This window comes from Litorivivens sp. (assembly GCF_041624475.1).
Lineage (GTDB): Bacteria > Pseudomonadota > Gammaproteobacteria > Pseudomonadales > Spongiibacteraceae > Litorivivens.
In genome coordinates this window covers 25,039-51,145 of record NZ_JBFJUX010000017.1, presented here as the reverse complement: position 1 = coordinate 51,145, position 26,107 = coordinate 25,039, and the positions used below count along the sequence as shown (strand labels likewise).

The 26,107-nt window shown below is 55.0% G+C and carries 26 protein-coding genes and 1 pseudogene; 4 read left to right on the top strand and 23 right to left on the bottom strand.

Going from position 1 to position 26,107, the window contains the following annotated elements; genetic code table 11:
* Positions 1-261: 261 nt before the first annotated feature.
* The 15 genes and pseudogenes from pheS to ABY734_RS14680 all read right to left on the bottom strand — a co-directional run bounded on the left by pheS (position 262) and on the right by ABY734_RS14680 (position 12,934).
* Positions 262-1,278 (bottom strand): phenylalanine--tRNA ligase subunit alpha, encoded by a 1,017-nt coding sequence (pheS, locus tag ABY734_RS14750; RefSeq protein ID WP_372780071.1) that lies wholly within the window; start codon positions 1,276-1,278, stop codon positions 262-264.
* Positions 1,279-1,398: 120 nt separating this feature from the next.
* Positions 1,399-1,755 carry a 50S ribosomal protein L20 gene (rplT, locus tag ABY734_RS14745; protein WP_183409422.1) on the bottom strand — a complete coding sequence of 119 codons (357 nt, stop codon included), beginning with the start codon at positions 1,753-1,755 and terminating at the stop codon, positions 1,399-1,401.
* Positions 1,756-1,770: 15 nt separating this feature from the next.
* A complete protein-coding gene (rpmI, locus tag ABY734_RS14740; RefSeq protein WP_372780069.1) occupies positions 1,771-1,965 on the bottom strand; it encodes a 50S ribosomal protein L35 in 195 nt (64 codons plus the stop codon).
* 49 nt (positions 1,966-2,014) lie between these two features.
* Positions 2,015-2,554: a translation initiation factor IF-3 gene (gene infC / locus ABY734_RS14735; protein ID WP_372780077.1), complete on the bottom strand. Its 540-nt coding sequence runs from the start codon at positions 2,552-2,554 to the stop codon at positions 2,015-2,017.
* Positions 2,555-2,556: 2 nt separating this feature from the next.
* Complete coding sequence (gene thrS / locus ABY734_RS14730; RefSeq protein WP_372780068.1) at positions 2,557-4,482, bottom strand: threonine--tRNA ligase; 1,926 nt, start codon at positions 4,480-4,482, stop codon at positions 2,557-2,559.
* A 227-nt stretch (positions 4,483-4,709) separates the two neighbouring features.
* Positions 4,710-5,930 (bottom strand): amidohydrolase family protein, encoded by a 1,221-nt coding sequence (locus ABY734_RS14725; protein ID WP_372780067.1) that lies wholly within the window; start codon positions 5,928-5,930, stop codon positions 4,710-4,712.
* A gap of 182 nt (positions 5,931-6,112) precedes the next feature.
* Positions 6,113-6,940, bottom strand: a complete 828-nt coding sequence (locus ABY734_RS14720; RefSeq protein ID WP_372780066.1) for a cation transporter — start codon at positions 6,938-6,940, stop codon at positions 6,113-6,115.
* A 62-nt stretch (positions 6,941-7,002) separates the two neighbouring features.
* A complete protein-coding gene (locus tag ABY734_RS14715) occupies positions 7,003-7,335 on the bottom strand; it encodes a YnfA family protein (protein WP_372780076.1) in 333 nt (110 codons plus the stop codon).
* An 88-nt stretch (positions 7,336-7,423) separates the two neighbouring features.
* Positions 7,424-8,149, bottom strand: coding sequence for a copper resistance protein B (locus ABY734_RS14710; RefSeq protein WP_372780065.1), 726 nt, complete (start codon positions 8,147-8,149; stop codon positions 7,424-7,426).
* Positions 8,146-10,005, bottom strand: a complete 1,860-nt coding sequence (locus ABY734_RS14705; RefSeq protein ID WP_372780075.1) for a copper resistance system multicopper oxidase — start codon at positions 10,003-10,005, stop codon at positions 8,146-8,148. The genes ABY734_RS14710 and ABY734_RS14705 overlap by 4 nt, the downstream gene beginning before the upstream one ends.
* Positions 10,006-10,529: 524 nt before the next feature.
* A complete protein-coding gene (locus ABY734_RS14700; protein ID WP_372780064.1) occupies positions 10,530-11,000 on the bottom strand; it encodes a DUF4396 domain-containing protein in 471 nt (156 codons plus the stop codon).
* A gap of 130 nt (positions 11,001-11,130) precedes the next feature.
* A complete protein-coding gene (locus ABY734_RS14695) occupies positions 11,131-11,358 on the bottom strand; it encodes a GDCCVxC domain-containing (seleno)protein (RefSeq protein ID WP_372780063.1) in 228 nt (75 codons plus the stop codon).
* A pseudogene (merC, locus tag ABY734_RS14690) lies at positions 11,346-11,708 on the bottom strand (organomercurial transporter MerC); the annotation flags it as partial. The gene ABY734_RS14695 and the pseudogene merC, both read right to left, overlap by 13 nt.
* 313 nt (positions 11,709-12,021) lie before the next feature.
* Positions 12,022-12,429, bottom strand: a complete 408-nt coding sequence (locus tag ABY734_RS14685; RefSeq protein ID WP_372780062.1) for a hypothetical protein — start codon at positions 12,427-12,429, stop codon at positions 12,022-12,024.
* Positions 12,404-12,934: a hypothetical protein gene (locus ABY734_RS14680; RefSeq protein ID WP_372780061.1), complete on the bottom strand. Its 531-nt coding sequence runs from the start codon at positions 12,932-12,934 to the stop codon at positions 12,404-12,406. The genes ABY734_RS14685 and ABY734_RS14680 overlap by 26 nt, the downstream gene beginning before the upstream one ends.
* 61 nt (positions 12,935-12,995) lie before the next feature.
* Between ABY734_RS14680 and ABY734_RS14675 the strand changes: the two genes are divergently transcribed.
* A complete protein-coding gene (locus ABY734_RS14675) occupies positions 12,996-13,403 on the top strand; it encodes a CBS domain-containing protein (RefSeq protein WP_372780060.1) in 408 nt (135 codons plus the stop codon).
* A 50-nt stretch (positions 13,404-13,453) separates the two neighbouring features.
* Here the strand turns inward: ABY734_RS14675 and ABY734_RS14670 are convergent, their stop codons facing one another.
* From ABY734_RS14670 to ABY734_RS14650, 5 genes are all read right to left on the bottom strand, one after another.
* Positions 13,454-13,657: a CPXCG motif-containing cysteine-rich protein gene (locus ABY734_RS14670; RefSeq protein WP_372780059.1), complete on the bottom strand. Its 204-nt coding sequence runs from the start codon at positions 13,655-13,657 to the stop codon at positions 13,454-13,456.
* Positions 13,658-13,670: 13 nt separating this feature from the next.
* Positions 13,671-15,083 carry a hypothetical protein gene (locus tag ABY734_RS14665; RefSeq protein ID WP_372780058.1) on the bottom strand — a complete coding sequence of 471 codons (1,413 nt, stop codon included), beginning with the start codon at positions 15,081-15,083 and terminating at the stop codon, positions 13,671-13,673.
* Positions 15,084-15,399: 316 nt separating this feature from the next.
* The gene (locus ABY734_RS14660; protein WP_372780057.1) at positions 15,400-16,296 is read right to left on the bottom strand and encodes a porin; all 897 of its coding nucleotides are present in this window, start codon (positions 16,294-16,296) and stop codon (positions 15,400-15,402) included.
* 54 nt (positions 16,297-16,350) lie between these two features.
* Positions 16,351-17,142: an SDR family NAD(P)-dependent oxidoreductase gene (locus tag ABY734_RS14655; RefSeq protein WP_372780056.1), complete on the bottom strand. Its 792-nt coding sequence runs from the start codon at positions 17,140-17,142 to the stop codon at positions 16,351-16,353.
* A 165-nt stretch (positions 17,143-17,307) separates the two neighbouring features.
* A complete protein-coding gene (locus tag ABY734_RS14650) occupies positions 17,308-19,056 on the bottom strand; it encodes an amidohydrolase family protein (protein ID WP_372780055.1) in 1,749 nt (582 codons plus the stop codon).
* Positions 19,057-19,183: 127 nt separating this feature from the next.
* Here ABY734_RS14650 and ABY734_RS14645 point away from each other — a divergent pair, with 127 nt between their 5' ends.
* The 3 genes from ABY734_RS14645 to ABY734_RS14635 all read left to right on the top strand — a co-directional run bounded on the left by ABY734_RS14645 (position 19,184) and on the right by ABY734_RS14635 (position 22,929).
* A complete protein-coding gene (locus tag ABY734_RS14645) occupies positions 19,184-20,065 on the top strand; it encodes a LysR family transcriptional regulator (RefSeq protein WP_372780054.1) in 882 nt (293 codons plus the stop codon).
* Between the two features lie 128 nt (positions 20,066-20,193).
* Complete coding sequence (gene acs, locus ABY734_RS14640; protein ID WP_372780053.1) at positions 20,194-22,128, top strand: acetate--CoA ligase; 1,935 nt, start codon at positions 20,194-20,196, stop codon at positions 22,126-22,128.
* A gap of 204 nt (positions 22,129-22,332) precedes the next feature.
* On the top strand, positions 22,333-22,929 hold the full coding sequence (locus ABY734_RS14635) for a TetR/AcrR family transcriptional regulator (protein WP_372780052.1): 597 nt from the start codon (positions 22,333-22,335) through the stop codon (positions 22,927-22,929).
* Positions 22,930-22,938: 9 nt separating this feature from the next.
* On the opposite strand, the gene ABY734_RS14630 is transcribed toward ABY734_RS14635, so the two are convergent.
* From ABY734_RS14630 to ABY734_RS14620, 3 genes are all read right to left on the bottom strand, one after another.
* On the bottom strand, positions 22,939-24,786 hold the full coding sequence (locus ABY734_RS14630; protein ID WP_372780051.1) for an SLC13 family permease: 1,848 nt from the start codon (positions 24,784-24,786) through the stop codon (positions 22,939-22,941).
* On the bottom strand, positions 24,716-25,684 hold the full coding sequence (locus ABY734_RS14625) for a DHH family phosphoesterase (protein WP_372780050.1): 969 nt from the start codon (positions 25,682-25,684) through the stop codon (positions 24,716-24,718). Before ABY734_RS14625 ends, ABY734_RS14630 begins: the two co-directional genes overlap by 71 nt.
* Positions 25,685-25,816: 132 nt before the next feature.
* Positions 25,817-26,092: a ComEA family DNA-binding protein gene (locus tag ABY734_RS14620; protein WP_372780049.1), complete on the bottom strand. Its 276-nt coding sequence runs from the start codon at positions 26,090-26,092 to the stop codon at positions 25,817-25,819.
* Positions 26,093-26,107: the final 15 nt, after the last annotated feature.

Sequence of the window (26,107 nt, the reverse complement as noted above, 5' to 3'; positions counted from 1 at the left end):
GCGACCGCTTCAATCGCGTCCACTTCCAAGCCGGCCATCGTGATCTGGTCGGCCAGTTGCTGTGTATTCAGCTCCGGATTTACCCATTCTCGAAGCCACTGTTCGCTGAATTTCATCGCTATTCCAATCGCTGTGCCCGCTATCTACGGGCGGAAGTTTTGTTGTCTGATGTCATTGCGAGGAGGATACGGCGAAGCAATCTCTCTGCGCTGGTGCCACAACCGATAAGATTGCTTCGCTGCGCTCGCAATGACGAAATCCCTACGCAAACTGCCGTAAAAACTGCAGATCACTCTCAAAAAACAGGCGCAAATCGTTTACCCCATAGCGCAGCATGGAGAGACGCTCCACGCCCATACCAAAGGCAAAACCGCTGTATTTGTCGGGGTCGATGTTCGAGTACTCAAACACTTTAGGATGGACCATGCCGCAGCCCATGATCTCGATCCAGCCTGTCTGACTGCACACCCGGCAACCCTCACCGCCGCAGATCACACACTGAATATCCACCTCAGCCGAAGGCTCGGTAAAGGGGAAATAGGAGGGACGAAAGCGCACGGCCAGCTCTTTCTCGAAAAAGGCGCGCAGGAAGGACTCGATCAAACCCTTTAAGTCCGCAAAGCTGCTGTCTTCAGAAATCAACAGCCCTTCTACCTGATGAAACATGGGTGTGTGAGTCAGGTCTGAATCGCAACGATACACGCGCCCGGGGCAAATCACCTTCAGCGGCGGTTCGCGCTCTTCCATCACCCGCACCTGTACCGGCGAGGTATGGGTGCGCAGCACGGTGTTGTCCGACACATAAAAGGTGTCGTGCATGGCGCGCGCCGGGTGATGGGCCGGAATATTAAGGGCTTCGAAGTTGTGGTAGTCGTCTTCGATTTCCGGGCCTTCGACCGATTCAAAACCAATGCTGCCAAAGAAGGCCTCGATGCGCTCGATAGTGCGCGTTACCGGATGCAGGCCTCCGCTGTCCACGCCGCGACCGGGCAGCGTGACGTCGATAGTTTCCTTGGCGAGTTTTTCAGCGACAGCGGCGTTTTCCAGGTCGGCTTTGCGGGCCTGAATCTGGTCCGACAGCAGCGCTTTCACGCGGTTGATCTCAGCTCCGGCCTTGGGCCGCTCTTCGGCCGACAGACCACCCAAGCCTTTCAGCAGGGCCGTGATCGAGCCTTTTTTGCCCAGATAGGCCACGCGCACATCATCCAGCGCTCTGGGGTCGCTCGCGGCTTGAATTTTTTGACTTGCCTCGTCAGCCAATGCTTCGAGGTTTTCCATGCTTTTGCCTCTGCTTGTTACCGCCGGCGGCGGATCACGATACAAAAAAATAGGGAAAGAGCGGCAGCCCTTTCCCTATCTGTAAACTTATACTGGCGGCACTGCGAGCCGCCAGGGCAATTACGCCAAGGCTGCTTTTGCTTGCTCTACGATGCTCGCAAAAGTGTCTTTGTCGTGCACTGCCAGATCAGCCAGAACGCGACGGTCCAGGCCAATTTCTGCCTTTTTCAGGCCAGCGATCAGACGGCTGTAGCTCAGGCCGTTAGCACGGGATGCCGCATTGATGCGGGTGATCCACAGTGCGCGGAACTGGCGCTTCTTCTGACGACGGTCACGGTAAGCATATTGACCGGCTTTGATGACCGCTTGCTTGGCTACGCGGAATACACGTGAACGTGCACCGTAGTAACCTTTGGCTTGCTTCAGTATTTTCTTGTGGCGACGGTGTGCTGTCACACCACGTTTTACGCGGGGCATAGTCTACTCCTTACCTTAGTTAGCGCGCATCATGCGATCGATAAGCACTTTGTCTGAAGCGTGAACTTCAGAAGTGCCACGAAGCTGACGCTTACGCTTGGTGGTCATCTTGGTCAGGATGTGACTCTTGTGCGCGCTTTTACGCTTGTAGCCGGAAGCCGACTTCTTGAAGCGTTTAGCTGCCCCACTGTGTACTTTCTGTTTAGGCATCTTTCGATACTCCGCATTTTTGCAAAAATATAAAGCAGGCCCTACGAGCTCACTGCTTGCGTTTTTTGGGAGCGATAACCATTGTCAACTGGCGGCCTTCCATTTTTGGAAACTGTTCAACAGAACCGTATTCTTCGAGGTCTTTTTCAACCCGCTTCAACAGTTCCATACCAATTTCCTGGTGGGCCATCTCGCGGCCTCGGTAACGCAGGGTTACCTTGGCTTTGTCCCCGTGCTCAAGGAAACGCATCAGGTTGCGCAGTTTTACCTGATAGTCACCTTCTTCAGTTCCTGGACGGAACTTGACTTCTTTCACCTGGGTTCGCACTTGTTTCTTTTTCTGGGCGTTCTGTTGCTTCTTCGCCTCGAAAACGTGCTTACCGTAGTCCATCACCTTGCAGACAATCGGGTCTGCGTCGGCAATCTGAACCAGATCCAGTCCGGCCTCTGTTGCGACCTGCCTTGCCTGATCAATGGGTACAATGCCTACCTGTTCACCGTCGGCACCTATCAAACGCACTTCGCGCGCAATAATTTCATCGTTCAGTGGCGGCTTTTTCTCGCGGCCCTTACTGTTATCTCGTCTGATCGTTAACTCTCCAATGCAACGCGGCCGCGACGCTCGACATCAGCGGCGAGATGTTCAGCGATCTGGTCCCATGTCATGGTTCCCAGATCCTCGCCCTGACGCGCACGTACGGCCACGGTTTGATTCTCGACCTCCTTATCACCCATGACGAGGATGTAAGGAGCCTTCTGAATAGTGTGCTCGCGGATTTTAAAGCCGATCTTCTCATTTCTCAAGTCCGCATTTACCCGGAAACCCTTGTGAGCCAAGAAATTTTCCAGTTTTTTGACTGACTCGGCCTGATTGTCGGTGATATTACAGATTACTGCCTGCGTCGGCGCCAGCCAGGTGGGGAAAGCGCCCTCGTAATGTTCGATCAGAATACCAATAAAACGCTCGAACGACCCCAGAATGGCGCGGTGCAGCATAACCGGAGTTTTGCGCTCGCCGCCTTCCGATACATACTGCGCCCCCAGACGCCCCGGCATGGAGAAATCCACCTGGATGGTGCCCAACTGCCAGACGCGACCGATACAGTCTTTGAGGGAGAACTCAATTTTCGGACCATAGAATGCGCCCTCGCCCGGCAATTCCTCCCAGGGCAGCCCCTTGGCGTCCAGCGCTTGAGCCAGTGCCTTTTCGGCGCGATCCCAGTCTTCATCGCTTCCCACTCGTTTTTCCGGGCGGGTCGAGAGGCGGTAGATCACCTCGGTAAAACCAAAGTCGTCGTACACGCTGTGCAGAAAATCAATAAAATCAGCCACTTCGGGCTGGATCTGATCTTCGGTACAAAATATATGCGCATCGTCCTGGGTAAAGCCTCGCACCCGCATAATGCCGTGCAGGGAGCCCGAAGGCTCATTGCGGTGGCATGAGCCGAACTCCGCCAAGCGTAGCGGCAGATCACGATAGCTGCGCAAGCCCTGATTAAACACCTGCACATGGCAGGGACAGTTCATGGGCTTGACCGCAAAATCGCGCTCTTCTGCCTTTAGCATAAACATATCGTCGCCGAACTTGTCGGCATGTCCCGACTTCTCCCACAACGACAGATCCACCACCTGCGGTGTGCGAATTTCTTCGTAGCCATTCCAGTTCTGCTGCTCGCGCATGTACTGTTCGATGGTTTTGTAGATGGTCCAGCCCTTGCTGTGCCAGAACACCATGCCCGGCGCCTCTTCCTGCATATGGAACAGACCCAGCTTTTTGCCAATCTTGCGGTGGTCGCGCTTTTCCGCCTCTTCCAGACGGGTCAAATAGGCTTTCAGCTCTTTCTTGTTACGCCAGGCGGTGCCGTAAACCCGCTGCAGCATGGCGTTGTTGCTGTCGCCGCGCCAGTAGGCGCCAGCCACTTTGGTCAGCTTGAAGGCTTTCAGTTTGCCGGTTGACGGCACATGAGGCCCCCGGCACAGATCCATCCAGTCGCCCTGCTTATAAAGAGATATCTCTTCACCGGCAGGCAGATCGCGGATAATTTCGCATTTGTACTCTTCGCCGAGCTTTTTGAAGGCCTCAACCGCTTCGTCGCGATCCATGACAATGCGCTCTACCGGCAGATCTTGCGAGGCCAGTTCACCCATGCGCTTTTCAATGGCTTCAAGATCTTCCGGGGTAAAGGCGCGCTCGTAGGCAAAGTCGTAGTAAAAACCGTCTTCGATGGTCGGGCCTATAGTGACCTGAGCACCGGGAAACAGATCCTGCACCGCCATCGCCAGCAAGTGGGCGGTGGAGTGACGAATCACCTCCAGCCCGGCTTCGTCCCGCTCGGTGATGATGGCGAGCTGGGCATCGTCAGTAATCGTGTAGCTGGTATCGACTTCGCGGCCGTCGACCACACCCGCCAGTGCCGCCTTTGCCAGGCCAGGGCCGATATCCATGGCGACATCGGCAACAGAGACAGGATTATCGAAAGAGCGTTGACTTCCGTCAGGGAGGGTTACAACAGGCATTGTGCGTCCTTTTTCCAGTGGTGACCCCTACTAAAGGCCACGTGCAAGGCTATTTTGACACCGCGAAACACGGTGAGTAACAGCATGAATTTAGTGGAGGCGTATTATCGGGAAGTATGAGGGTTGTTACAAGCGTCAAAGCCCCTCCCCCCAAGGAGCGAGGCGTACTGAAGCAGATAATTGGAATCCCCTCTCCCGGGGGAGAGGGTTAGGGTGAGGGGAAAGCCTTACGCTGCAGGCTTGATTTCCGCTTTGGTCGGTCCAATACGCTCCGCAATCGGCACCAGCTTCTCACGGTCAAAGCCATAGAACTTGATCGCATTCTCGCCCAGCATTTTCGCTACTTCGTCATGCGGCAGGTCATGAAAGGTGTCGATCATTGCATCGCGAGTACTCGGCCAGGTGCCTTCCGGGTGCGGGTAATCACTGCCCCACATCACCTGATCAATACCCATATCGTGACGGTACTTCATATCGCCACGGGGTATGCAGGACGCGCCAATACCCACATTGCGCTTGAAGTATTCCGTAGGCGCCATAGAGAGGTGAGATCGGAAGTCACCCAGCTTGGCAGAAAAATGCACGTCGTTGTAATTGTGATCCAGCAATTGCAGGTAAGGCGGCAGCATCCAGCTGGTGCCGGTTTCTGTTACCGCGACCTTGAGCTTGGGAAAACGCTCGAAAACACCGGCCCAAATCATGAAAGTGAGGGGACGATAGGTCCAAAAGAAAACTTCCGACACGTAGATACCCATCCCGCCAGGGTAATTGTCAGGCGCTTCTTCTGGGAAATTCGGCCCAAAGTATTCCTTGGTCATGGCGCCACCGGAGTGGAAATTTACGATCACACCGAGGTCTTCACAGGCACGCCAGAAAGGGTCGTACTTCACATGATGATAGGGTTCGAAGGGACCGGTAGAAAGTGGAATAAGCACCGCTTTCAGGCCGCTTTCCTTCACCCACTTCACTTCTTTGACTGCTTCCTCGATATCCCACAACAGCGGGATTGAGGCTACACCCGCGTGACGCTCCGGCGCCTGTGAGCAGAACTCAGCCAGCCAGCGGTTGTGGGCGCGGGCACCGGCCCACTGTAATTCAGGCACGATGGTCTCGTCTGAAGGCAAGCCCAAACCGGCACCAAAAGGTGGGCTGTTGCGCTCGGTGATACCGTCGACGAACACCACCTCACCGGCAATGCCGTCTTCGTCGAGCATCTTAATACGCTGGTCATGATCCCAGGCACCGTGCAAGCCATCTTCCACACCGGCTCGCCACTCGTCATTGATGTCTTTCATCAAAAAACTCTGCTCAGCCTTTTCCGTCATTTCCAACTGGATGGGCAGAGCCATATCAAAGGTTTCGCGGTACTGAGGGTCCAGGTAGTCGCGATATTTTTCAGGGGGCAAGCCCGCGTGACAATCTGAGGAAATAACGATGTAGCGATCCATAACATACTCCTGCGGTTGCGCCGGCCGGGGCCGAATCCGTCGTTATTGTAAGTTTAGACCGGTAAATTTACACACCGTTCTACTTTTTTCAACAAAGGCCTCATTACACTTTTGTAGGGAAGCGTTTGTAGAAAACCCGATCGGAATTGTGAAAGCCTCGAAGTTCGCCGCGGGCCAGTGCTTCAGGCTTTCAGCGCCAATATCCGGCGCGAACCGTTCAGCACAACCCCGGTAATCAGCAAACCGATCACCAGGTCAGGGTAAGGCGACTGGGTGAGCATAACCAAGAACCCGGCCACGATGACGCCGGCATTGGCAATCACATCATTGGAGGAGCAAATCCAGGTTGCGGTCATATGCACACCGCGGTCTTTTTTCTTGGCCAGCAATACCAAACAGGTAATATTCGCCATCAGCGCCAGCGCCCCTACTCCCATCATAAACAGGGATTCAGGTTCGCTGCCATAAACGAAGCGTCGCAAAACCTCGACCAACACGCCGACCCCAAGCAACAACTGCAGCCAACCCATTGTGCGTGCAGCCGTCAGTTTCAGCGAAGCAGCTCGGCCGACGGCAAACAGCGCCAGGGCATAGACACTGGCGTCTGCCAGCATGTCGAGGGAGTCGGCAATCAGCCCTGCGGATTGAGCCCAGATACCCGCGACGATTTCCACCACAAACATGACTAAATTAATGACGAGCAGCCAGCGCAGTGTTCTGGCTTCTTCCTCATCACCGGCCGACTGTTTTTGTACCAGCTCAGCGCCCTCGCAGGGTTCTGAATCGATTTGTTCAGCACCAAGCCGCAGGCCGCTCATTGTGCTGTCAATTTCTAAAGATGTCTGGCTGTGAATGATAGCGACCTGACGGCGGCGCATATCGAAACTCAGGGACAATACCTGAGCGCTGCCCTCAAGGGCGCTTTTCACCAGTTGCTGTTCGGCCACACAGTCCATTTTGCGTACAACGTAGGTTGTGCGGTACAGCGGCTTCTCGTTGCCTTCAGGCATGAGCGATAACTCTCAGTATGAACAACGCAGAGGCTAAAGCCTAAACCCAGGAACAGGGTCAATCACCGAGTGTGACCAAACCCACCCAGCACGATCGTCACAACGCCGATCAATATGATTGCTCCGCCGAGCAGGTCGGCGGCTGTCAATTCGATACCATCAACAATACGCAACCACACCAGAGCCGTAGCCACATAAACACCGCCGTAAGCCGCGTAGACACGACCACTGGCGGCCGGGTGCAGGCTCAACAGCCACACAAACATAGACAGACTCACGGCGGCCGGCAGCAATAGCCAGACCGAGCCGTCTTTCTTAAGCCACAGCCAGGGCAAGTAGCAGCCGATAATTTCAGCAACTGCCGTCACAACAAACAATATCGCTGTTTTCAGAATCAGCATCGCCCGGCCTCTCGGTAAGCATGGACACCATCATGCCGCATTGTCGCACCTGCTGCGCCAGCTTTTCACGACGCTCGGGCCACTAAAACCAAGCGCGAATACCCAACACTAGCTGGGTGTCTTCGACGTCATGCCCGGCAGCACTGGCAAAATCTGCGCTGTTACCATATTTTTTCTGCCAGTTAAGCCCGAGATAGGGCGCAAACTCCCGGCGAATTTCATACCTAAGACGCAGTCCCAATTCGGCGTCCGCCAGACCCGAGCCGACTCCAGTTTGCCGATCATTATGACCGTAGGCGTTAAGCTCGATTTCCGGGACCAGCACCAGCCTCTGAGTGAACAGCAGTTCGTACTCTGCCTCAAGGCGCAAGCCAGTGCGCCCGGCACCGCCAATAAAAAGCGAAGCATCCACTTCAAAGTGATACGGTGCCAGGCCCTGCAGCGCAATAACGCCCCACTCGCGCGTTGGCTTGGGCTGGAAGTCTTTACGGGCACCCAGTTGTATGTCCCAGAAAGCAGAGATAGCTCGACTGTACAGGGCCTGAAGTTCCAGCTCTTCACTTTCGTTGTCGACGCGCTCGGCTTCTGCTTTGAGCCAGAACTTATTCAGGTCGTAGCCGGCCCACAGCGCGCCTTCCAACACCAGTGGATCGTCGCCTTCAGTATCGCGCACTTCCAATTGATCCAACTTGCCCATAATCAGAAAGGGATCATCCTTGCCGCCGGCAAATGCTGCACTCCCTACAAAGACGGTTGCTGCAATGAGGCCGACAGATCGAGAAATTCTTATACGGTTAAAACATTTCATGCGCGACCTCCTTTTTCCACCCGCACTTCACGCATCATGCCCGGCATGTGATATAGCAAATGACAGTGGTAGGCCCAGCGACCCAAGGCGTCGGCTGTTACCAAGTAACTGATGGAGGAACCCGGCTGAACAATCACCGTGTGTTTTCGCGGAATATAAGCGGCGTCACCGGTTTCCAGCTCACTCCACAAACCATGCAGGTGAATGGGGTGAGTCATCATGGTGTCGTTAACGAGGGTAATGCGTACCCGCTCGCCGTAGGTCAGCCGTAGCGGCTCGGCGTCGGCAAACTTGATGCCGTCAACGGACCACATATAGCGACTCATATTGCCGGTCAGATGGAGCTGAATTTCGCGCTCAGGGTCTCGCTGATCGATCGTCGGATAGAGGTTTTTAATATCCCCGTAGGTGAGCACCTTTCTGCCGTAACGCTCTTGGTGATCACGTAAACCTACACCGGGATCGTTCAAGCCATTCTGCGGTGCGGGCGCAAGCATATCGACATGTGGTCCGTATTCGGTCGAATCATGCTTTATGGGGCTATTGCTGCCCTCGCCTGCCCTGGCGATTGATTGCATACGGTGCTGACTATGATCCATCCCCTGCATGCCATGCATCTTGTGCATGCTGTGATCCATGCGCTTGTCACCCATTGCGGACATATCATGCTTCATACCCTTCATGCCGCCCATATCATGGCCGCTATGATCCATGCCGCCCATTGCCGCCATCCCCATATCGGCGTGGCTGAGCACCGGGGTGTAATCCATTGCGGGCACTTCGGCTGTCCACGCGGGATCTGGTGTGAGCGTACCGCGAGCATAGCCGGAGCGATCTATGGTCTGGGCGAAGATGGTATAGGCGCTGTCGTCACTGGGCTCAACCACTACATCATAGGTTTCGGCGACGCCAATACGAAACTCGTCAACACTGACCGGCTCGATATTCTGGCCGTCGCTCGCGACCACGGTCATTTTCAAACCCGGAATACGAATATCAAAAATGCTCATGGCAGCGCCGTTGATAAAACGCAGGCGCACTTTTTCACCGCGCTTGAACAAGCCCGTCCAGCCGCTATCGGGTGTGATGCCATTCATCAGGAAGGTATAGGTGTAACCAGTAACATCAGCGATGTCGGTCTGACTCATGCGCATGGTGTTCCACATCTTGCGCTCGTTCCAGGTTTGCGCCAGCCCTTTCTCCTTAATGTCTTTCCACAGGTCGCCCGCCGTACGTTCCTGAAAATTGTAGTAGTGACTCATCTTTTTCAGTTTGGCGTAGATATCGTGGGGGTTCTCATCCGACCAGTCCGACAAAAGAACCACGTAATCCCGATCACATTCCACGGGGTCTTGCTCTTTCGGATCAATCACGATGGCGCCGTATAAGCCGGTCTGTTCCTGAAACCCCGAGTGGGAGTGGTACCAGTAGGTACCGCTTTGATTGACATCAAATTCGTAGTGGTAGGTTTCGCCCGGCTTTATACCGGCAAAACTCAAACCGGGTACACCGTCCATATCTGTCGGTAAAATCATGCCGTGCCAGTGAATGGAGCTGGTATGCGCCAAATGATTAGTGACATTCAATCGGACCCGCTCCCCCTCCTTCCAGCGCAAAATCGGGGCCGGCAGGCTTCCATTGACCGTGGTAGCAGTACGCTCGGCGCCGGTGCAGTTGACTGACTGATAGCCAATGGAAAGATCAAAGTTATTGCCTGTAAGCACTCGAGGCCGGGGATTGACCTCTGCAGCTCTAAGGGGCAAACCGAGCCCCGCAAGCGCGGCGCCAGCCGCCGCGCCAGTGACAAATCGACGTCGGGAAAGGGACGAAAACTGTTCCAGATTCACGATAAACACCTCTTTTACCTGATAGCCATAACAATAAGGGTGGTTATGGCGCAACACACTGCGCTGGCTCTTTTATGCTTGGCGCAGACGGACTGATCCTGTGTCAGGCGAAAATCGGTGGGCGGAAGTGACTCTGGTTCGTAGTGCGAGTTGATTGAGAGGCCGCCGGAAAACGACGATGGTTTGAATGGTAGAGGTTAAGACTTGGCGACACGAGCGCGAGTGTAGACTGACAATGCCCGACGCAGCATTCACACTCCAGGTTGCAACAGTCTTCTGCTTCTGACGCTGCAACGGACTTCCTTAGATCGGCGTGGTGAGCCTGCTCGGTGTCACAATGCCCGGCCGTCGCGTCGTCTGCAACTGACGCGACAGAGGGAAGGCCATGGGAATGGCCGCTGAACATCGCGCTAGCCCACACTGAACCCGCCTGCTGTCCCAGGAAGATCAGTATGACCACAATGGCTACACGTCGTATGTTCATAAGCGAAATTCTATCACCTTCCCTCTGTTCATCTAAGGCCTCTATACGGTTAATGGCAGGCCTTGCCCAGTTTGCGCAGGCGCCAGTAGTTATAGGGCCAGGGGGTCAGGAAACCGGCCAACAGGCTCGGGCCGATTGACCACCAGGTGAGAGCTGCCTTGCCTACCAGCAAATAGTCGGTGAGGTTCATGGCAAATTCCATGGCCAGCATACTCACCAGACTCATGCCAATCGCCGTTTTAAAGGCCAGCTTTAACACCATTTGTCGACTGAGGATAAAGGTTTCCAGCGCAATACTGGTCAGCAGGCCATTTAACATGGCCAGCCCCATCACCAACATCGCATTGGTTTCCGGCGCATAGATCTGAAAGGCCAGAATGGTGCCGAAATCCCCTATCGCACAGCCCAGCAAACACCAACCGGTATTCTTGGCAGACTGACGCCAAACCGAACCCGTGGTCCAGTCAAAACTGGAGGTAGCGGGCTTTGTTTCTTCTTTTACGCAACATGCATGTTCCATAGTACGCTCCTTGAAAGAATCTGCCCTTTGACGGAAGTTTGTCTGGCATTGGTGCCATCTAAAACCCTGTAGTCTACTTTAGAGTCAACTGGAACCAGATTATTTAATACTTTTCTTCCATTTAGGCAGTCTATGCACCGGCTTTCGGATCACAGCATCCTCCGCCTGATTGTATCGGCGGGCATGGCACGCTCCCGTAGGAACAATAAACGCAGCAATCACCGGGAAGCGGCTTCAGAACCGCGTTGCAGTGCCGACATTCGTAGAACCATTGGCAAGCATCAACCGGCATGGTTTCCGATGAGGTTTCGCCGCACTCAGGGCACGTTAATACGGTTTTCAACGCTACGTTCGACATTGAATCGCCCCCGCAGGTTTCAACAAATCAAAGATGGACATGGCAAACATTGCGACCAGCGCCGTGTAGAAAAGTATGGTGCTCCAGCCATAAGCCCACAGGGGATACAGCGCCAGCAGAATGACGATCGGCGGCAACACTGACAGCAAGCCCCGCCAGAATACGCGGTGTCGCGTCCAGCTAACGGCGTTCAAAAACAGCACGAGCAGCGCAAAAAGCGGCAGCAGTGTATTGATAAAAAGGCCTTCGTACTGGGAGAGAAAGCCCAGCCCTAGGATAGCTGCTAAGGCCCCCAGGGCAGGAAAGCAGCCTGCGCACCCCAGGGCGCTGATTACCGCGCCGAGGCTGCCTAACTTTTCAAATACTCAGGGATCCATCATAGTCAATCCTGTGCCAAGCTTTGATCGACGATAAACCCTGTAGTTACTTTAGAGTCAAAGCTACTCCCGATTGAGCAGCACATAGAGAGCGGGGGCAACACTGGTAATACAGCTAACCGTGCCGTTTGCTTGTCTTCAGTCATCGACGGGGTAATGAGCTTTATAGCGGGACACCCGCACAATCGCTGACCTTCACTATTGTCACGGAGAACAGTAGCGAGCAGCCCGCTTTTGGAAGTAAAGGCTGCGATATCCGCAGGCGTTGAGGTTACTGACTAGGGCGCTACTTCAAGGATTGTCTCAAACCTGCCCCAACCAACTTGTTCATCGAACGCAAGGCTGCGTAGACCTTGTGGGAGGTAGTATCCTGCACCTGTCGAAGCATAAACGTTTTATCCGACGGTGCTCCCAAACGGTCAAACAGGGAAAACACTACGCGGGCTACCAGGAAATGCATAGTTTCTATGCCTTGGACTGCGCCGTCGACACCCTGCTCGGTATTGGACTGCCAGCTCTTCAATCGTAAACGCTGCTTTGCCAGCAAATGAAGATCGTTTCTAGCAATCGCTATGCGATTAAGCTCCGAAGCAACTTCACCGATGTTTCTGTTAAGTCGCCAAACCATCGCGCCCAGAACCCATGACGCAAGCATAGTCAGGCCGACACTAGCCCAAACGAACCAAACGGACATCGACTTCTACTCCATTCTCTTTCAGGCCGTTACGCAACTGATCGCGAGTTTGTTTCAATACGATCTTTCGCATTAACTCCGGTGAGAGCGCACTGAACTTGCCGCCAATCCACGAACGCTCTGCCACTAGTGATAGTGGATTAAGAATCTCCAGAGTAATCAGGGTCCTCGGGCCCTGCTCACTCCAGCCGGGAGGAAAGTTTTGCTCTCCACCGCCAAGCTTCGCAGTACTCTCACGCAGCCGTTGCAGATGGGAGTGCAGCCGCCAGACAATTAGGGCCAGCACGACCAAGAGAAGCACATTCAGGGATAGTGCGATATACAGCCAATTCATACCCATAAAGCCCATGTTTTCATTGCGGCCTATTATGCCTGAAACTGTGTTACCAGAGCCTGCCAAATTTAGCTGGAATGTGCACTTCTGCTGCCTGTATTGCCGTTTTTCCACCGGGCAAAGCAGCGCTCCTCTAGCAGGAAGCACCCGTAAAATCTGGAATTTTCCCATTAACCCCTTTTCGATTTTCGGCGTATAGTATTTTCAAAGAAAGACGCTCAGGAGTTCGGATATGACCCAGATTCTGGTTAAAGATGTGATGATCGACAATCCACCTAGCATTAAATGCGGGGAATCACTTGATGGCGCCGTAGAAAAGCTGATTCAGCATAAATTGCTGGGGCTGCCGGTAGTGGACGAGAAAAAGCAGGTGCTGGGTTTTCTGTCGGAACAGGATTGCATACACACGATGCTGATCAGCAGTTACCACTGCGAGGAATCCCGCTCGGTAGACGACATCATGAGCCATCAGGTACTGACGGTGGGCCCCAATGAGTCCATCATTGATGTGGCCCAACGCATGGGCAAGGAAAAGCCAAAGTCCTACCCGGTGGTGTCGGAAGGAAAGCTGATCGGCCTGCTGACCCGCAACAATATTTTGCAGGCTCTGTGGGAAAACCACGCCGAGTGCAGCACCTGAGACGTCGACTCCCTGCCCCATCCCGCTCCAGTAAGAAAATGCCTGATTACTCAGGCATTTTCCGCACTTAGCTGAAATTCCAGGTTATTGACGTCACCCGTTCCTTCACCAGAGTACAGACTCACCAGAATAGGCTGACAGCAAACAGAGCAATCTTCGACATAGCTATCCCCTGCCTGCGTACAATCGAGCAATAGACTGATTTTTTCCCCGCAGTAGGGGCACATGGCCGATCTTTCCTGCAGAGCTTCCATCACTGCCTCCTGTTTAAGGTCTCAGTCGACGATAGTCTTCATAGTGGTGAATAGCAACGCCGCGATAGGCGGAATATTGCCCTCGAAGGCGGGTATTCACTCTGCGCAGAACACCCTGCATAAACCGATCCCCTTCTTCACAGAAAGTAATCTGCTCCGGCTCTATGCACATGGTTTCAACACCGACGATCATGGCCTTACCGGTCGCATTCGCATATCGAAGCTCGGTGTCCGCATCGTTCAGTATGCGGGACTCCGTATCCCGGTAGTCCATCAATGCTACGCCATCGGTCGCATCGATAATCCACTCATGCATCGGCCTCGAGCGTCCGTAGCGCGGCAAGGTATAAATGTCATACCACACCGGCATATCCACCATCAAAGGCATCGATACTGCCGCCAGCCTTCTATCCACTTCCTGATAGAGATCCAGCAACTGATTGGCCACGCTGTTGCGATCACTCTGCCAGTCGTGAATCAAGTGGGCCTCAATATCGAGATGAACAGCGGTCGGCCTTGCTTGGGGATAACGGCGGGTAAACTCAACCGCCTGGTCGGCCAGTGTCAGCACTTCATGGTGGTTGGAATACAGCGCCCATTCGGGTTTACCGAACAGCAGTTCGACCGACAACCCACGGCTTTGTGCCAACTGGATAAATTCAGCCAGCGCCGGCTGGTTGTGCAGCACCGGGGTTCTGGCATCAATATACAAGGTATTCAATTCGCGGTTGGCAGCAAAAGTGAACAGTTCCTGTCGCCGCGTGGCGTTCAACACGGTATCAGCCTTCCACACCCACACAGCGCGGGTGGCCGCCGCATTGCCTTCTGCACCTGCTGTTTGCGACGCCGCCGGTGAATCCGGCGATTCCAGCTTGACGTCTGAGAGATAGATGCGATCAGTACCGTGGTTGGCCGCAAAGAACGGCACGCCATCAGCGGCTGCTACCCCAACATAAACGGTTGTGACATCAGACACGTCGAAGCCCAGCGAAGCGCGATACCAGCCACCTCCCTGCGCATTGAAGCCGACCTGATGACCCGCACTGCGCTGACCAACACCGCCCGTCGCCAAGTCAAAGTAGGTACGGCGTATTTCGCCACTTTGGTGGCGGGTAGCAAGATACACCCAGCGGGCACCGGTATTTTTCATTTGCGCGGAGACAATCCGGTAACCCGATCCGCGTTGTGAGGCGGTCAAATCGTGAATGTAATCGTGCGCGCCGCTGCCGTAAGCCCGCACCGAATAAAACACTTCACCGCTTGGCCCGGATGGACCAGCCCCAACCACCTCTACCTTGTTGGGGCGCATGTCGTTTAACGGCTCTGCAAAAAGTGATGAAACCGGAAAGATAATCAGAATAGCCAGAAGCAATAAATAGGGTGAATTGCGATGTAAAACCGCAGCAAAGGGTTGTGTAACCTGCATGAAAAGAATACCTGCTTTGTTATGACAATAATAAAGCTGGCAGCGCGATGAGCTATGCAATCCCGAGAATACGCCCAACCCTTGCGGCCGACTGCGAAAACTCCCCGATATGAAGCGTCGAAATACTGCGGCTATCAAGATTATTTAGTAAACGTGCCGCCAGACTCGCGCGGATACTACGTGCGACGCCGATCGTTAGAAAGTGTGAGAAAAGCTGAAAAAATAAAGAGTGTGCGCCAGGTCATTGTTAACGTTTTAGCTTGCTCGCAAGTGTCGCATCGCTGCGACATGGAGCGTTACCTGAAAGCAACAGCTTTCAGAACAAAAAGCGCAACCCTAGCTCTGCATGGTGACTGTCGGCGCCCTGCGACTGATCCTGCCGGTGAAGATAAACGTAGGACACCCACGACGGTGAGTGCAGAAAATCGACGCCTGCGCTGAATAAGTATGTATCAACCTGATTCAGGTCAGACTTTCCAAATTGCATTTTCAGAATTCGCGACCTTGAGTTGTGTGCAACACTAAGCAACCTAGCCAGTGAATCAGCTTGGCCCGGCAAGGATTCGCGCTCAGCGGCCAGCCCCAGTTCAAAGGCTCCCAGGCTGCGAAACAGGGTGACTCTGTGGCGACGGGAATAGTCCCCCGCCACATGCTCTTCCGAGGCCAGCGCAATACCGCCCGACTCAGACTCAAACCACAGCGCCGCTGAAATGCCATTATGGCGGTTATCCGCATCGTGCTTGACCACCGCCAGCTCAGCACGAAGGCCCCGCCACGCCGGACTTTGATAGTACAACGAGTCGGTGGCCTGAATATCGCCATTCCAGAGTTTAGAGGGATCAGAAATTGTATCGGGAAAGCGATCAACCGGGTCAGCCAGATGACGCAGTGGCGTTTCAAGGTTGCCGGCACGAATACTACCCAGAGGCGTCTCCAGGCCGAGAAAAGTATCATTCTGGCCGAGATCCTTATCGGCGTCGGCGTCCGCATCAACCTCGTACTCAAACTGCAACAGCAGTTTTATGTTAGCTGTTAAAGCCTGCTCTGCCGAATAGCCCAGATAGGAACCCCGACTATCCATAAAGTAGTCGCTCTCGCCGTCTACTTCACTGTAGCGCGGCCCAAGGTCGAGATAGCCGTACCAACCAGCCTCAACTAGCGGCGCATACGATGCGATGATGCCTGCTAATAATCTTCCACCCAGCCTGTTCAAACACTCCCCCCGAATAACTGCAGGCCTTAGCTTAAAACAAGTTGAGTTTAAGTGTTAGTCAAGCCCCAGCATTTGCACGATACCGTGGGAGTGGCCTGCGGTATAACCGCCATCAACCACGAGTGAGTGACCGGTAATGTAAGAAGCCTCATCCGACGCGAGGAAGTTGGCCGCAGCAGCAATTTCCTCTGGCTTGCCAAATCGACCTAGCTTGACCTGGTTTTGTATGCTTGCTCTGACTTCGGTCATTGAACTGTCGTTCATGATGTCGTCGAACATGGGGGTCTCGATAAAACCCGGGCATATGGCGTTGCATCGAACCCCTTTGCGACCGTAATCCATCGCAATATTTTTGCTCAGCAGCACCACACCGCCTTTCGATGCGTTGTAGGCACCGCCGCCTTCATTGGCGACCAGCCCCTCGATACTGGCAATGGTGATGATGCTGCCTTTACCTTTGTTGATCATGCCGTTGAGTACAGCCTGCGCCGAAAGAAAAGTACCGTTGAGGTTGATATTGATGACCCGTTCCCATTGCACTTGATCCACCATGGTAATGGGGCCTGCCTCACCAACGCCTGCAGCGGTTACCAGTATGTCAACAGCGCCGAATTTTGCTTCGATCTCGGCGACCACCGCTTTTTGTGCGGGGCCATCGATGACATCGATACTGTAGAAAAGAGCGGAGGGATGGTCTGCGGCAAAAGCTTTCCAGCCTTCCGTTTCCTTCAAATCAAAAGCGATAACCCTTGCCCCTTCGCTGGCAAAGCGGTGGGCACAGGCCAGGCCAATACCGGAGGTTCCACCGGTAATCAGGGCAACACGATCTTTGAGTGCGTTTGTCATTATTATTCCTTGCAGGATTTTTTATAACGAAATTTACGAACTAACCACCCTCACCCTGTCCCTCTCCCAGAGGGAGAGGGCGCACTTAAGCCAAAATGTAGGTTCCCTCTCCCTGTGGGAGAGGGACAGGGTAAGGGGGGGTTGTCGCAGAGATTAAAAGCTAACTTAAGCCGCGACGGTCTGCTCCGGCTTCTCCTGAGAACCCCGAACCAAACGTCCCGGCAAGGCTCCGGTAGGTTGACCGTGATCCATCACTACCTGGCCGCTGACGATGGTGTAGAGGTAACCCTTGGCACCCTGAAATACTCGGCGGCCGCCTGCGGGAAGGTCAAAGATCACTTCCGGCGGCAATACCTGCAGCTCATCAAAATCGATGACGTTGATATCCGCTTTCATGCCAATTTCGAGCGTGCCGCGATCATTCAGGCCCATGCAGCGCGCCGTTTCCTGGGTGTGCATCTGTACCGCACGCTCCAGCTCGAAACGCTCGCCGCGCTGACGATCGCGTACCAGATAGCTCAGCAAGTAGGTGGGCACGCTGGCGTCTGACAGCACGCCACAGTGAGCTCCGGTATCGGCCAGACTGATAACCGTGCTCTCATCCTGCAGCATGGCCATCTGTCGACGTAAATCGCGGGCGCCGTAACCGAATAAGGGGCAGTAAATCATCTGCTTGCCGTCTTTTTCCATTAGCGCGTCGAAGGCGTAGGCCTGCGGCGTAACTCCGGCCGCTTTCGCCTTGTACTCAATGCTGTCCTCGTAGGCCGGTTCGTAGTTGGGAACATCATCCATTACGTACAGGTTGCTGTAGCCGTTGGTGATCGCCTCCAGGAAAAAGTCACCGCCGGTATCCATGGGCGGCTCTTCAACAATCGCCTTGCGAACCGCCGGATCACGCAGTTTGGCCAGCCGTTCTTCGCGTGGCAGTCCGCCCAGTTCGGCGAAAGCCGCCGAGAACATAAAGGGGTGTACGGTGCCGTCCCAGGCCATCAGGATATTGACCGGCCGTGCGCCTACATGGGGAATCAATCGCGCGCCGTCTTTGGCGGCTTCACGTACATAGGCGAGCTGCTGCTCGACTCGCTCCCAATCCTTTTCTTCGCGGAAAAACAGTACAAAGTTGACCTGGCAATTGTTATCGATGGACAGCTTTTTCATCCATTCCATTTCTTCGCGCCAGTTGTGAAAATCCGACACCAGACCATAAATACCTTTGCCGATTTCGCCAATGGCCTGTCCGATTCCCAGCAGCTCCTTGGAATCCGCATAGGTTCCGGGCATGACCTGACCGTGGCGGGTGGTATGCAGCTCGGTGCGCGAGGTAGTGAAACCAATGGCGCCGGCATCGATACCTTCACGCACGATTTCGATCATCTGCCGCACGTCTTCGTCGCTAGCCGGTTCGTTGTTGGTGCCGCGATCGCCCATCACGTAGGTGCGCACAGCACAGTGAGGAACCTGAGCACCAATATCGATGGCGCGCGGCATTTTATCGAGGGTATCGAGATATTCTGGGAAGGTTTCCCACTGCCAGTCGATGCCTTCGCTGAGGGCCGCGCCGGGAATGTCCTCGACGTCTTCCATCACTTCGATCATCTGCTGGCGTGCGGATTCAGTCGGTTTGCATGGTGCAAAGCCCACTCCGCAGTTACCCATAATCAAGGTGGTAATACCGTGATTGACCGCCGGGCTGCAATAGGCGTCCCAGCTGGCCTGACCATCCATATGCGAATGGGTGTCGACCCAGCCCGGTGTGACCAGCTTGCCCTCGGCGTCGATGGTCTGACGAGCGTCACCCTGCACCTTGTTGCCGACCGACACGATCACACCGTCCTGAATGGCGATATCGGCGCTGCGCGCAGCGGAACCTGTACCGTCTACCACGGTGCCGTTTTTTATGATCAGGTCGTACATTGGGAGCCTCCGGAATTCTATATGAACAGAACGGAAGTGTAGTTTGTGGAAGCATTACCTTTAAGATACGATGCCGCAAAACATTATTGCCTTAAAAGAAACAATAAACCGACGATTGAGAACTCATATGGCACGCTGGGACGGAATCTACGAATTTGTGCAGGTGGTCGAACACCACAGCTTCACGGATGCCGCCAAGGCCTTGGACATGTCGACCTCTCAGGTGAGCAAACTCATCTCCCGTCTGGAAGACCGTCTCGGCACCCGCCTGTTACTGCGCACCACGCGCAGCCTCGCGCTCACTGACGAGGGCCAGCAGTTCTACCGCCGCAGCAAGCTCGCCATCGATACCTTTGAAAAAGCGGAAGAAGATCTGGCCCTGTCTCGCAATGAGCCGCGCGGCAACCTGAAAGTAAATATCTCAGGGGTGTTTCAGGAACGCTTTCTGGTACCCATTCTTGCCAATTTCACCAAACAATATCCCCACTTGCAGGTGCAGCTGGACTTTACCGACAAACAGCCGGATCTGGTCAAAGAAGGATACGATTTGTCGGTCTGTTATGGAGAGCTGAAAAGCTCGACACTGGTTGCTCGCAAACTGGCCGATAATTTCAACTACCTGGTTGCCAGCCCTGACTATCTGGATGACAAAGGAGAACCCGAGACGCTGGAAGACCTGCAGCAGCACAATTGCCTGATGGGAGTGGATGCCCTCTGGTATCTGAGCGACGGCAGTGAAACCGTACAGATCCACCCCGATGGCAACTGGCGCAGTGACAACGGTGCCGCCCTGTTAAGCGCCGCCCGCTGCGGGCTGGGCATCGCCAGCCTGCCCTTCTTTTCGGTAATGGACGACATTTCACAGGGCACCCTGAAACAGGTACTGCCACAGTGGAACCAGTACCCACAGCCGGTCTGGATCATGTACCCACAGCAACGCCACCTGCCCATTAAAGTGCGTCTGTTTATCGATTACCTACTGGAGGAACTGAACAATATCGTTCTGTGAACGCAGAACTTTGCCAATTAGACCATATTGACGATTCCGCCCTTCACCTGCCAGCCTATAGTCGCTATTCTCAAGCGTAAGCCCGTGATAATCCAACCAAAAAACCGATAAGGTACAGAGAGTTATCCATGCAGCCTAAAACCTATCCCGTACCCGAAGCTTTTGCCCGCCAGGCCCATATCACCGCGGAAAAATACGAACAGATGTACCGCCAGTCTGTTGAGCAGCCGGAGGCTTTCTGGGCTGAACAGGCCCGCGAGTTTCTGAGTTGGCAGCAGGAATGGGATCAGGTAGTCAGTGCCGATCTCGCCAAGGGCGAGGCGGCCTGGTTTGCCGGCGGCAAGCTGAATGTAAGTGTTAACTGTATCGATCGACACCTGGAAAACCGCGCCGATCAAACCGCCCTGATCTGGGAAGGCGACAACCCAAGCGATGACAAGACCATCACCTACCGGGAATTGCATGAGCAGGTATGCCGCCTGGCCAATGCCATGAAGGCCCGCGGCGTGACGAAAGGTGATCGCGTCTGTATCTACATGCCAATGATTCCCGAGGCGGCCTACGCGATGCTGGCCTGCACCCGCATCGGCGCCATTCACTCGGTGGTGTTCGGCGGCTTTTCCCCTGATGCACTGAAAGACCGGATTAACGACTCCGCATGCAAACTGGTGATAACCGCCGATGAAGGGGTGCGCGGCGGCAAGACTATTCCCCTGAAAGCCAACACCGACAAAGCACTGGGCAACTGCCCCTCCATCGAAACCTGTCTGGTAGTCAAACGCACCGGCGGCAACATCGACTGGCAGGAAGGCCGGGATGTCTGGTATCAGGAGGCGGTAGACGCCGCTGCTGCCGACTGCGAACCGGAGTGGATGGACGCGGAAGACCCGCTGTTCATCCTCTACACATCCGGCTCCACCGGCAAACCCAAGGGCGTACTGCATACCACCGCAGGCTATCTGTTGCAGGCGGCCATCACCCATAAATACACCTTTGATTACCACGACGGCGACGTGTACTGGTGCACCGCCGATGTGGGCTGGGTGACCGGGCACAGCTACATTGTCTACGGCCCACTGGCCAACGGCGCTATCTCGCTGATGTTTGAAGGCATTCCCACCTACCCGGACGCCTCGCGCCACTGGCAGGTAATCGACAAGCATCAGGTGAATATCTACTACACCGCCCCCACCGCCATTCGCGCCTTGATGGGCGCTGGCGATGACTTCGTTACCAAAACCTCGCGCAAGAGCCTGAAACTGCTGGGTACCGTAGGCGAGCCCATCAACCCGGAAGCCTGGGAATGGTACCACCGCGTCGTGGGTGAAGAGCGCTGCCCCATTGTCGACACCTGGTGGCAGACCGAAACCGGCGGCCAGATGCTCACTCCCCTGCCCGGCGCGATTGCCACTAAACCGGGTTCCGCCACAAAACCCTTCTTCGGCGTACAGCCGGCCCTGCTGGATCAGGACGGCAAGGAAATCGAAGGCGCGGGCTCCGGCTATCTGGTGATCAAGGCCAGCTGGCCCAGCCAGATTCGCACCGTATATGGCGATCATCAGCGCCTGATCGATACTTACTTCAGCCAGTATCCCGGCTACTATTTTACCGGCGACGGCGCCCGCCGCGACGAGGACGGTTACTACTGGATAACCGGTCGGGTAGACGACGTACTCAATGTCTCGGGCCACCGCATGGGCACCGCCGAGGTGGAAAGCGCACTGGTGCTGCATAAAGATGTCGCCGAAGCCGCCGTTGTCGGCTACCCCCACGACGTGAAAGGTCAGGGAATTTACTGTTATGTCACCCTGATCGCCGGCCACGAGCCCAGCGATGAGCTGAAGCAGGAGCTGATCCAGCTGTGCGTGAAAGAGATTGGCCCCATTGCCAAACCGGACCTGATTCAATGGGCACCGGGCCTGCCGAAAACCCGCTCGGGCAAGATCATGCGCCGCATCCTGCGCAAGGTGGCAGCCAACGAGCTGGACAATCTGGGGGACACCTCAACCCTGGCCGATCCGGCGGTAGTAGACGAGCTGATTGAAAACCGCCTCAACCGTTAGTCCCTCTCGATACTGGCGCCGTCCCGGCGCCAGCTCCTTAAATTTTTGGCAGAACGCTGATCTCCCCGGTATCAGAACATAAACCGCTGCACAGTATTTGCGTTATGGGTCCGTTTTTGGCGAGTTAATTTTGCCCAATTAACCTTACGTCATTAATAAATTTCACTTACAATCAGCTCAGGCGCAAGAATAAAGAGGCAAGCCATGGCTGGCGAAACACGCTGGGGAAAGCGAAGTCGACACGACGATCCTGATCAGGCACGAAACAATATTCTGTCTGCGACCTACCGGGTGGTAACCCGCAAAGGCGTGGACAAAACCACCATTTCAGAAATTGCCAAACAGGCCAAAGTCTCCCGCCCGACGATCTATCGCTACTTTGACAGTCGCGACGACATCATCCAATGCCTTATGGACAAGCGGCAGGGAGATTTCTTTCAGAGCATGTATGAAGCAACACTGCCGTACCGGGACGACTTCCCGAGACTGGTCGAGGAAATGCTTTGTTTTACGCAGGACTTCAATTCACAGAATCAGGCAAAGGACCTGGTCTCCGGCCCCAATACCGGCCGAATGTCACCCTATCTCTCCGGTGAAGACACGGACCGGTACTTCAGCATGATGCTCGATGAGCCATACCGAAAATACCGGGAAAAAACCGGCAACGTCGTTGACCTGGAAAGCCTGAAGGGATTTCTCGGGGCAATGATTTTGACCATTCGTATCGCCCCTTATAAGAACCACGAAACCCTGCGCAACCAGCTGCAGGCCATCATGGCGCTTGGCCGCACCAACGGCTGAGCGCCCCGCTCAGAACGGCCAGATCAAGGGCACAATAGCCACCGTCACGATACCAACGGCTACTGTCAGCGGCACGCCCATTTTAAGAAAGTCCTGAAATTTATAGTTGCCCGGGCCGTAGACCATCAGGTTGGTCTGGTAGCCAATTGGAGTGGCAAAACAGGTAGAGGCGCCAATCATCAAGGTCACCGCCAACGGCTCCGGTGCGACCCCTAGGCCCTGACTGGCGGCGATGGCCACGGGGAACAGGATAACCGCCGCCGCCATATTGGAAATGACCGCAGAAAACGCTGCGGTCAGCGCAAACAGGCTGATCAAAAGCCCGGTCGGCGAGCCCACCGAAGCGCCAATAATCAACTCCGCTATCGATTGGGCTGCACCGGTTTTTTCCATCGCAGCACCCAGACCGATCGACGCCGCGATAACCAGCAAAACCTCCCAGTCGATACTGCGCCTTGCATCGCGAATTCGCACGCAGCGAGTGAGAACCAAAAGCGCTGCCGCGAGCAGGGCCGCCTTGAACATGGGCACGACACCGGCGCCCACCAAGGCCACCATACCCAGCAGGATTAGCCCGGCCGTACCGCGCTGCTCGTGGCGCACAGGGCGTGAATTCTCGATTTGACTGACCAGCAGAAAATCCCGGGAATAACGCTGGTTTTCAATAAAATCTTCGTGGGTTTCCAGCAACAGAGTGTCGCCGGGTCGCAAATCTACGTCACCGATTTTGGTTTTCAGGTGGCGACCGTCACGGGAAATGGCAATTATCGCCGCGCCGTAGTGATTGCGGAAGCCCATATCGCGAACGGTTTTCCCCAAGTGCGGAAAGTTGGGTGAAATCACAACTTCAACCAGACTGCGCGTTGATTGATGGGCATCGAGTTTGAAAACCTGATCATCAGCCACTCGCAGACCATGAATATTTTTCAAGTCCACAACCGAGCGCACATCGCCCGCAAAAATCAGTCGGTCATTGGCCTGCAGCAACTCACGCGGTGACACCGCCGTCAAAATGCGCCCGGCGCGGTCTATCTCAATCAGAAACATGCCCGGCAACTGGCGCAGGCCGGCATCTTCGATGCTCTTCCCAACCAGCGGGCTGGCCGGCTCCACCAGCATTTCGACAACATACTGGCGGGCATCTTCAAAACGCTGGGCCTGCCCCTTCCTATCCGGCAACAGCCAGCGACTGGTCGCCACGGTGAGGCCCAGCACAACCAGGGTGCAGGGAATACCGACCCAAGCCAGTTCAAACAGAGCCAGGCCATCAATGCCCGGCTGGGCCTTTAGCATGTCGTTAACCACCAGGTTGGTACTGGTGCCCACCACAGTGCAGGTACCGCCAATAATGGCGGCGTAACTGAGGGGAATCATCAGCTGTGAGGAGGAGATATTATTGCGCCGCGCCCAATCGCGCACCGCAGGCACCATCATTGCAACGACAGGGGTGTTGTTGAGTACCGAGCTGAAAATCGCAACCGGCGTCATCAAGCGGATCTGGGCACTTGCCACACTTTTGGGCCGACCGAGCAGGTTATAGGAAATCCAGCTGACCACCCCGGTATCGGACAGGGCCTGAGCCACCACAAAGAGCACCGCCACGGTCGCCAAACCTTCGCTGGCAGCTCCGGCCAGCGCCTCGGCAGGCGTCAGTATATTGGCAAACACCAGCACTGCCACACCGGCCAGCAGTACCATGTCCGCAGGCAAGCGGGTTGTGATCAACAGACCGAAGCAGCCGGCAATCACAAATAGAGTGGCGAGTGCCTCCGGAGCCAGCACGCTATCAGGCCCAGTGGGTAAAGAAGTCAGTGAACTGATCGATAAACTGGCCGAGCTGATCCGCCGGCAGATCATTCACTCCCGCCGCCGCCGCGCGTCCGCCGCCGGTTGGAAACTGACGGCACAACTCATCGGCACCGGTTTTGTTGTTCAATGGTGCGCGCACGCTGATCAGGAAATTGCCGTTGTCTTTGACCGTCAGCACCGCATGGGCGCGATCCGGGCTGCCATTGGCCAGATCATTGCTGTAGACACCGCTGACCCGTCGCGCCCAGGCTTCATTCGGCAGTACAAACACCGCCGCCGAATCCGTGGCCGACTGCGGGCCAACATTGCCCGCCGCTGCCATATCCGCCTGATAACCGTGTTCCAGTTTTTCAAAGGCCTCGCGGTTGTCAGAGATAAAATCGAAGGGCGAGGCATAACCGGCTACCTGCCGGTAAAGCTCCGCCGGATGAAAATGCAGATCTTCCAGATTTGAACCGTAACCGTTGTAGTTGATGTAGATACCAAGATTTTCGAGTTGTTCTACATTCTCTTCGCTGAGATTCAAGGGTTTGGCGGCGACTTGGGCGCTGTTTCTGAGGTTGTCACCAAAGGCACCGGTGACCGCCCACTCCGCAAACTGGCCTTGCAAGTGGCCATTGATAAGCAGGCTGGTGCAAACATCAGACGCGGTATTGATCAGCGCAGTGAGCTTGCCGTGCTCGGGAATGTCACCGGCAAAATGGTGGTCTGAGTAAAACACCTCAGCCCCCTGTTCCAACACCGCCAGCAGCGCCTCCTTGTTTTTGTCCATGGAGACATCGAGCACGGTGATCTGGTCGCCCTGGCTGGCCTGCACCTGGGAAAGCAGCGCGATATCGCGTTTGACACCCGTAATCAAAGTACTTTCGCGGGGCTCGGCATTGCGCAGCTGAACCAGTGAACAGATGCCGTCGGCATCGCCATTAAATACATCCCAGAACGCCATTATTATTCCTGCAGCTAATAAAAAATCCGGCCCAGAATAGCATAGCGGCAAGAGTCGCCCCAACTCCGAATGGGTGAGCCCGGAACGGAAAAAGCCGCCCGAAGACGGCTTTTTGCTCTGATTACACTCGAGCTACTGCAGGACAATCCGCTCGCGATTTTTCTCTATCACCCGGGCGCCCACACCCTTAACCTCGGCCAGCTGCTCAATCGAGGTAAAGTTGCCGTGGGCATCTCGCCATTTCACAATCTCCTGAGCCCGAACCTCGCCAATACCCGTAAGCACCTCAGCCAGCGTTGTGGCATCGGCGGTATTGATATTGACTGTCGCGGGAACATCAGCAGACACCAGGCCACTGACCAGAACAAGCGAGAGGAAAAGGCGTTTCAGCCAGATAGAAAGGTTCATAACACACTCCTTTGT

Bases quoted from the DNA above. Each gene is read 5' to 3' on its own strand.
- ABY734_RS14685 (WP_372780062.1), bottom strand. From the start codon at position 12,429: ATGTCCGTTTGGTTCGTTTGGGCTAGTGTCGGCCTGACTATGCTTGCG.
- ABY734_RS14700 (WP_372780064.1), bottom strand. From the start codon at position 11,000: ATGGAACATGCATGTTGCGTAAAAGAAGAAACAAAGCCCGCTACCTCC.
- ABY734_RS14675 (WP_372780060.1), top strand. From the start codon at position 12,996: ATGACCCAGATTCTGGTTAAAGATGTGATGATCGACAATCCACCTAGC.
- ABY734_RS14695 (WP_372780063.1), bottom strand. From the start codon at position 11,358: ATGTCGAACGTAGCGTTGAAAACCGTATTAACGTGCCCTGAGTGCGGC.
- ABY734_RS14655 (WP_372780056.1), bottom strand. From the start codon at position 17,142: ATGACAAACGCACTCAAAGATCGTGTTGCCCTGATTACCGGTGGAACC.
- ABY734_RS14625 (WP_372780050.1), bottom strand. From the start codon at position 25,684: ATGGCGTTCTGGGATGTATTTAATGGCGATGCCGACGGCATCTGTTCA.
- ABY734_RS14665 (WP_372780058.1), bottom strand. From the start codon at position 15,083: ATGCAGGTTACACAACCCTTTGCTGCGGTTTTACATCGCAATTCACCC.
- pheS (WP_372780071.1), bottom strand. From the start codon at position 1,278: ATGGAAAACCTCGAAGCATTGGCTGACGAGGCAAGTCAAAAAATTCAA.
- ABY734_RS14620 (WP_372780049.1), bottom strand. From the start codon at position 26,092: ATGAACCTTTCTATCTGGCTGAAACGCCTTTTCCTCTCGCTTGTTCTG.
- acs (WP_372780053.1), top strand. From the start codon at position 20,194: ATGCAGCCTAAAACCTATCCCGTACCCGAAGCTTTTGCCCGCCAGGCC.
- ABY734_RS14710 (WP_372780065.1), bottom strand. From the start codon at position 8,149: ATGAAATGTTTTAACCGTATAAGAATTTCTCGATCTGTCGGCCTCATT.
- ABY734_RS14720 (WP_372780066.1), bottom strand. From the start codon at position 6,940: ATGCCTGAAGGCAACGAGAAGCCGCTGTACCGCACAACCTACGTTGTA.
- ABY734_RS14650 (WP_372780055.1), bottom strand. From the start codon at position 19,056: ATGTACGACCTGATCATAAAAAACGGCACCGTGGTAGACGGTACAGGT.
- ABY734_RS14725 (WP_372780067.1), bottom strand. From the start codon at position 5,930: ATGGATCGCTACATCGTTATTTCCTCAGATTGTCACGCGGGCTTGCCC.
- rplT (WP_183409422.1), bottom strand. From the start codon at position 1,755: ATGCCCCGCGTAAAACGTGGTGTGACAGCACACCGTCGCCACAAGAAA.
- ABY734_RS14630 (WP_372780051.1), bottom strand. From the start codon at position 24,786: ATGATCTGCCGGCGGATCAGCTCGGCCAGTTTATCGATCAGTTCACTG.
- thrS (WP_372780068.1), bottom strand. From the start codon at position 4,482: ATGCCTGTTGTAACCCTCCCTGACGGAAGTCAACGCTCTTTCGATAAT.
- rpmI (WP_372780069.1), bottom strand. From the start codon at position 1,965: ATGCCTAAACAGAAAGTACACAGTGGGGCAGCTAAACGCTTCAAGAAG.
- ABY734_RS14680 (WP_372780061.1), bottom strand. From the start codon at position 12,934: ATGGGAAAATTCCAGATTTTACGGGTGCTTCCTGCTAGAGGAGCGCTG.
- ABY734_RS14670 (WP_372780059.1), bottom strand. From the start codon at position 13,657: ATGGAAGCTCTGCAGGAAAGATCGGCCATGTGCCCCTACTGCGGGGAA.
- ABY734_RS14645 (WP_372780054.1), top strand. From the start codon at position 19,184: ATGGCACGCTGGGACGGAATCTACGAATTTGTGCAGGTGGTCGAACAC.
- ABY734_RS14635 (WP_372780052.1), top strand. From the start codon at position 22,333: ATGGCTGGCGAAACACGCTGGGGAAAGCGAAGTCGACACGACGATCCT.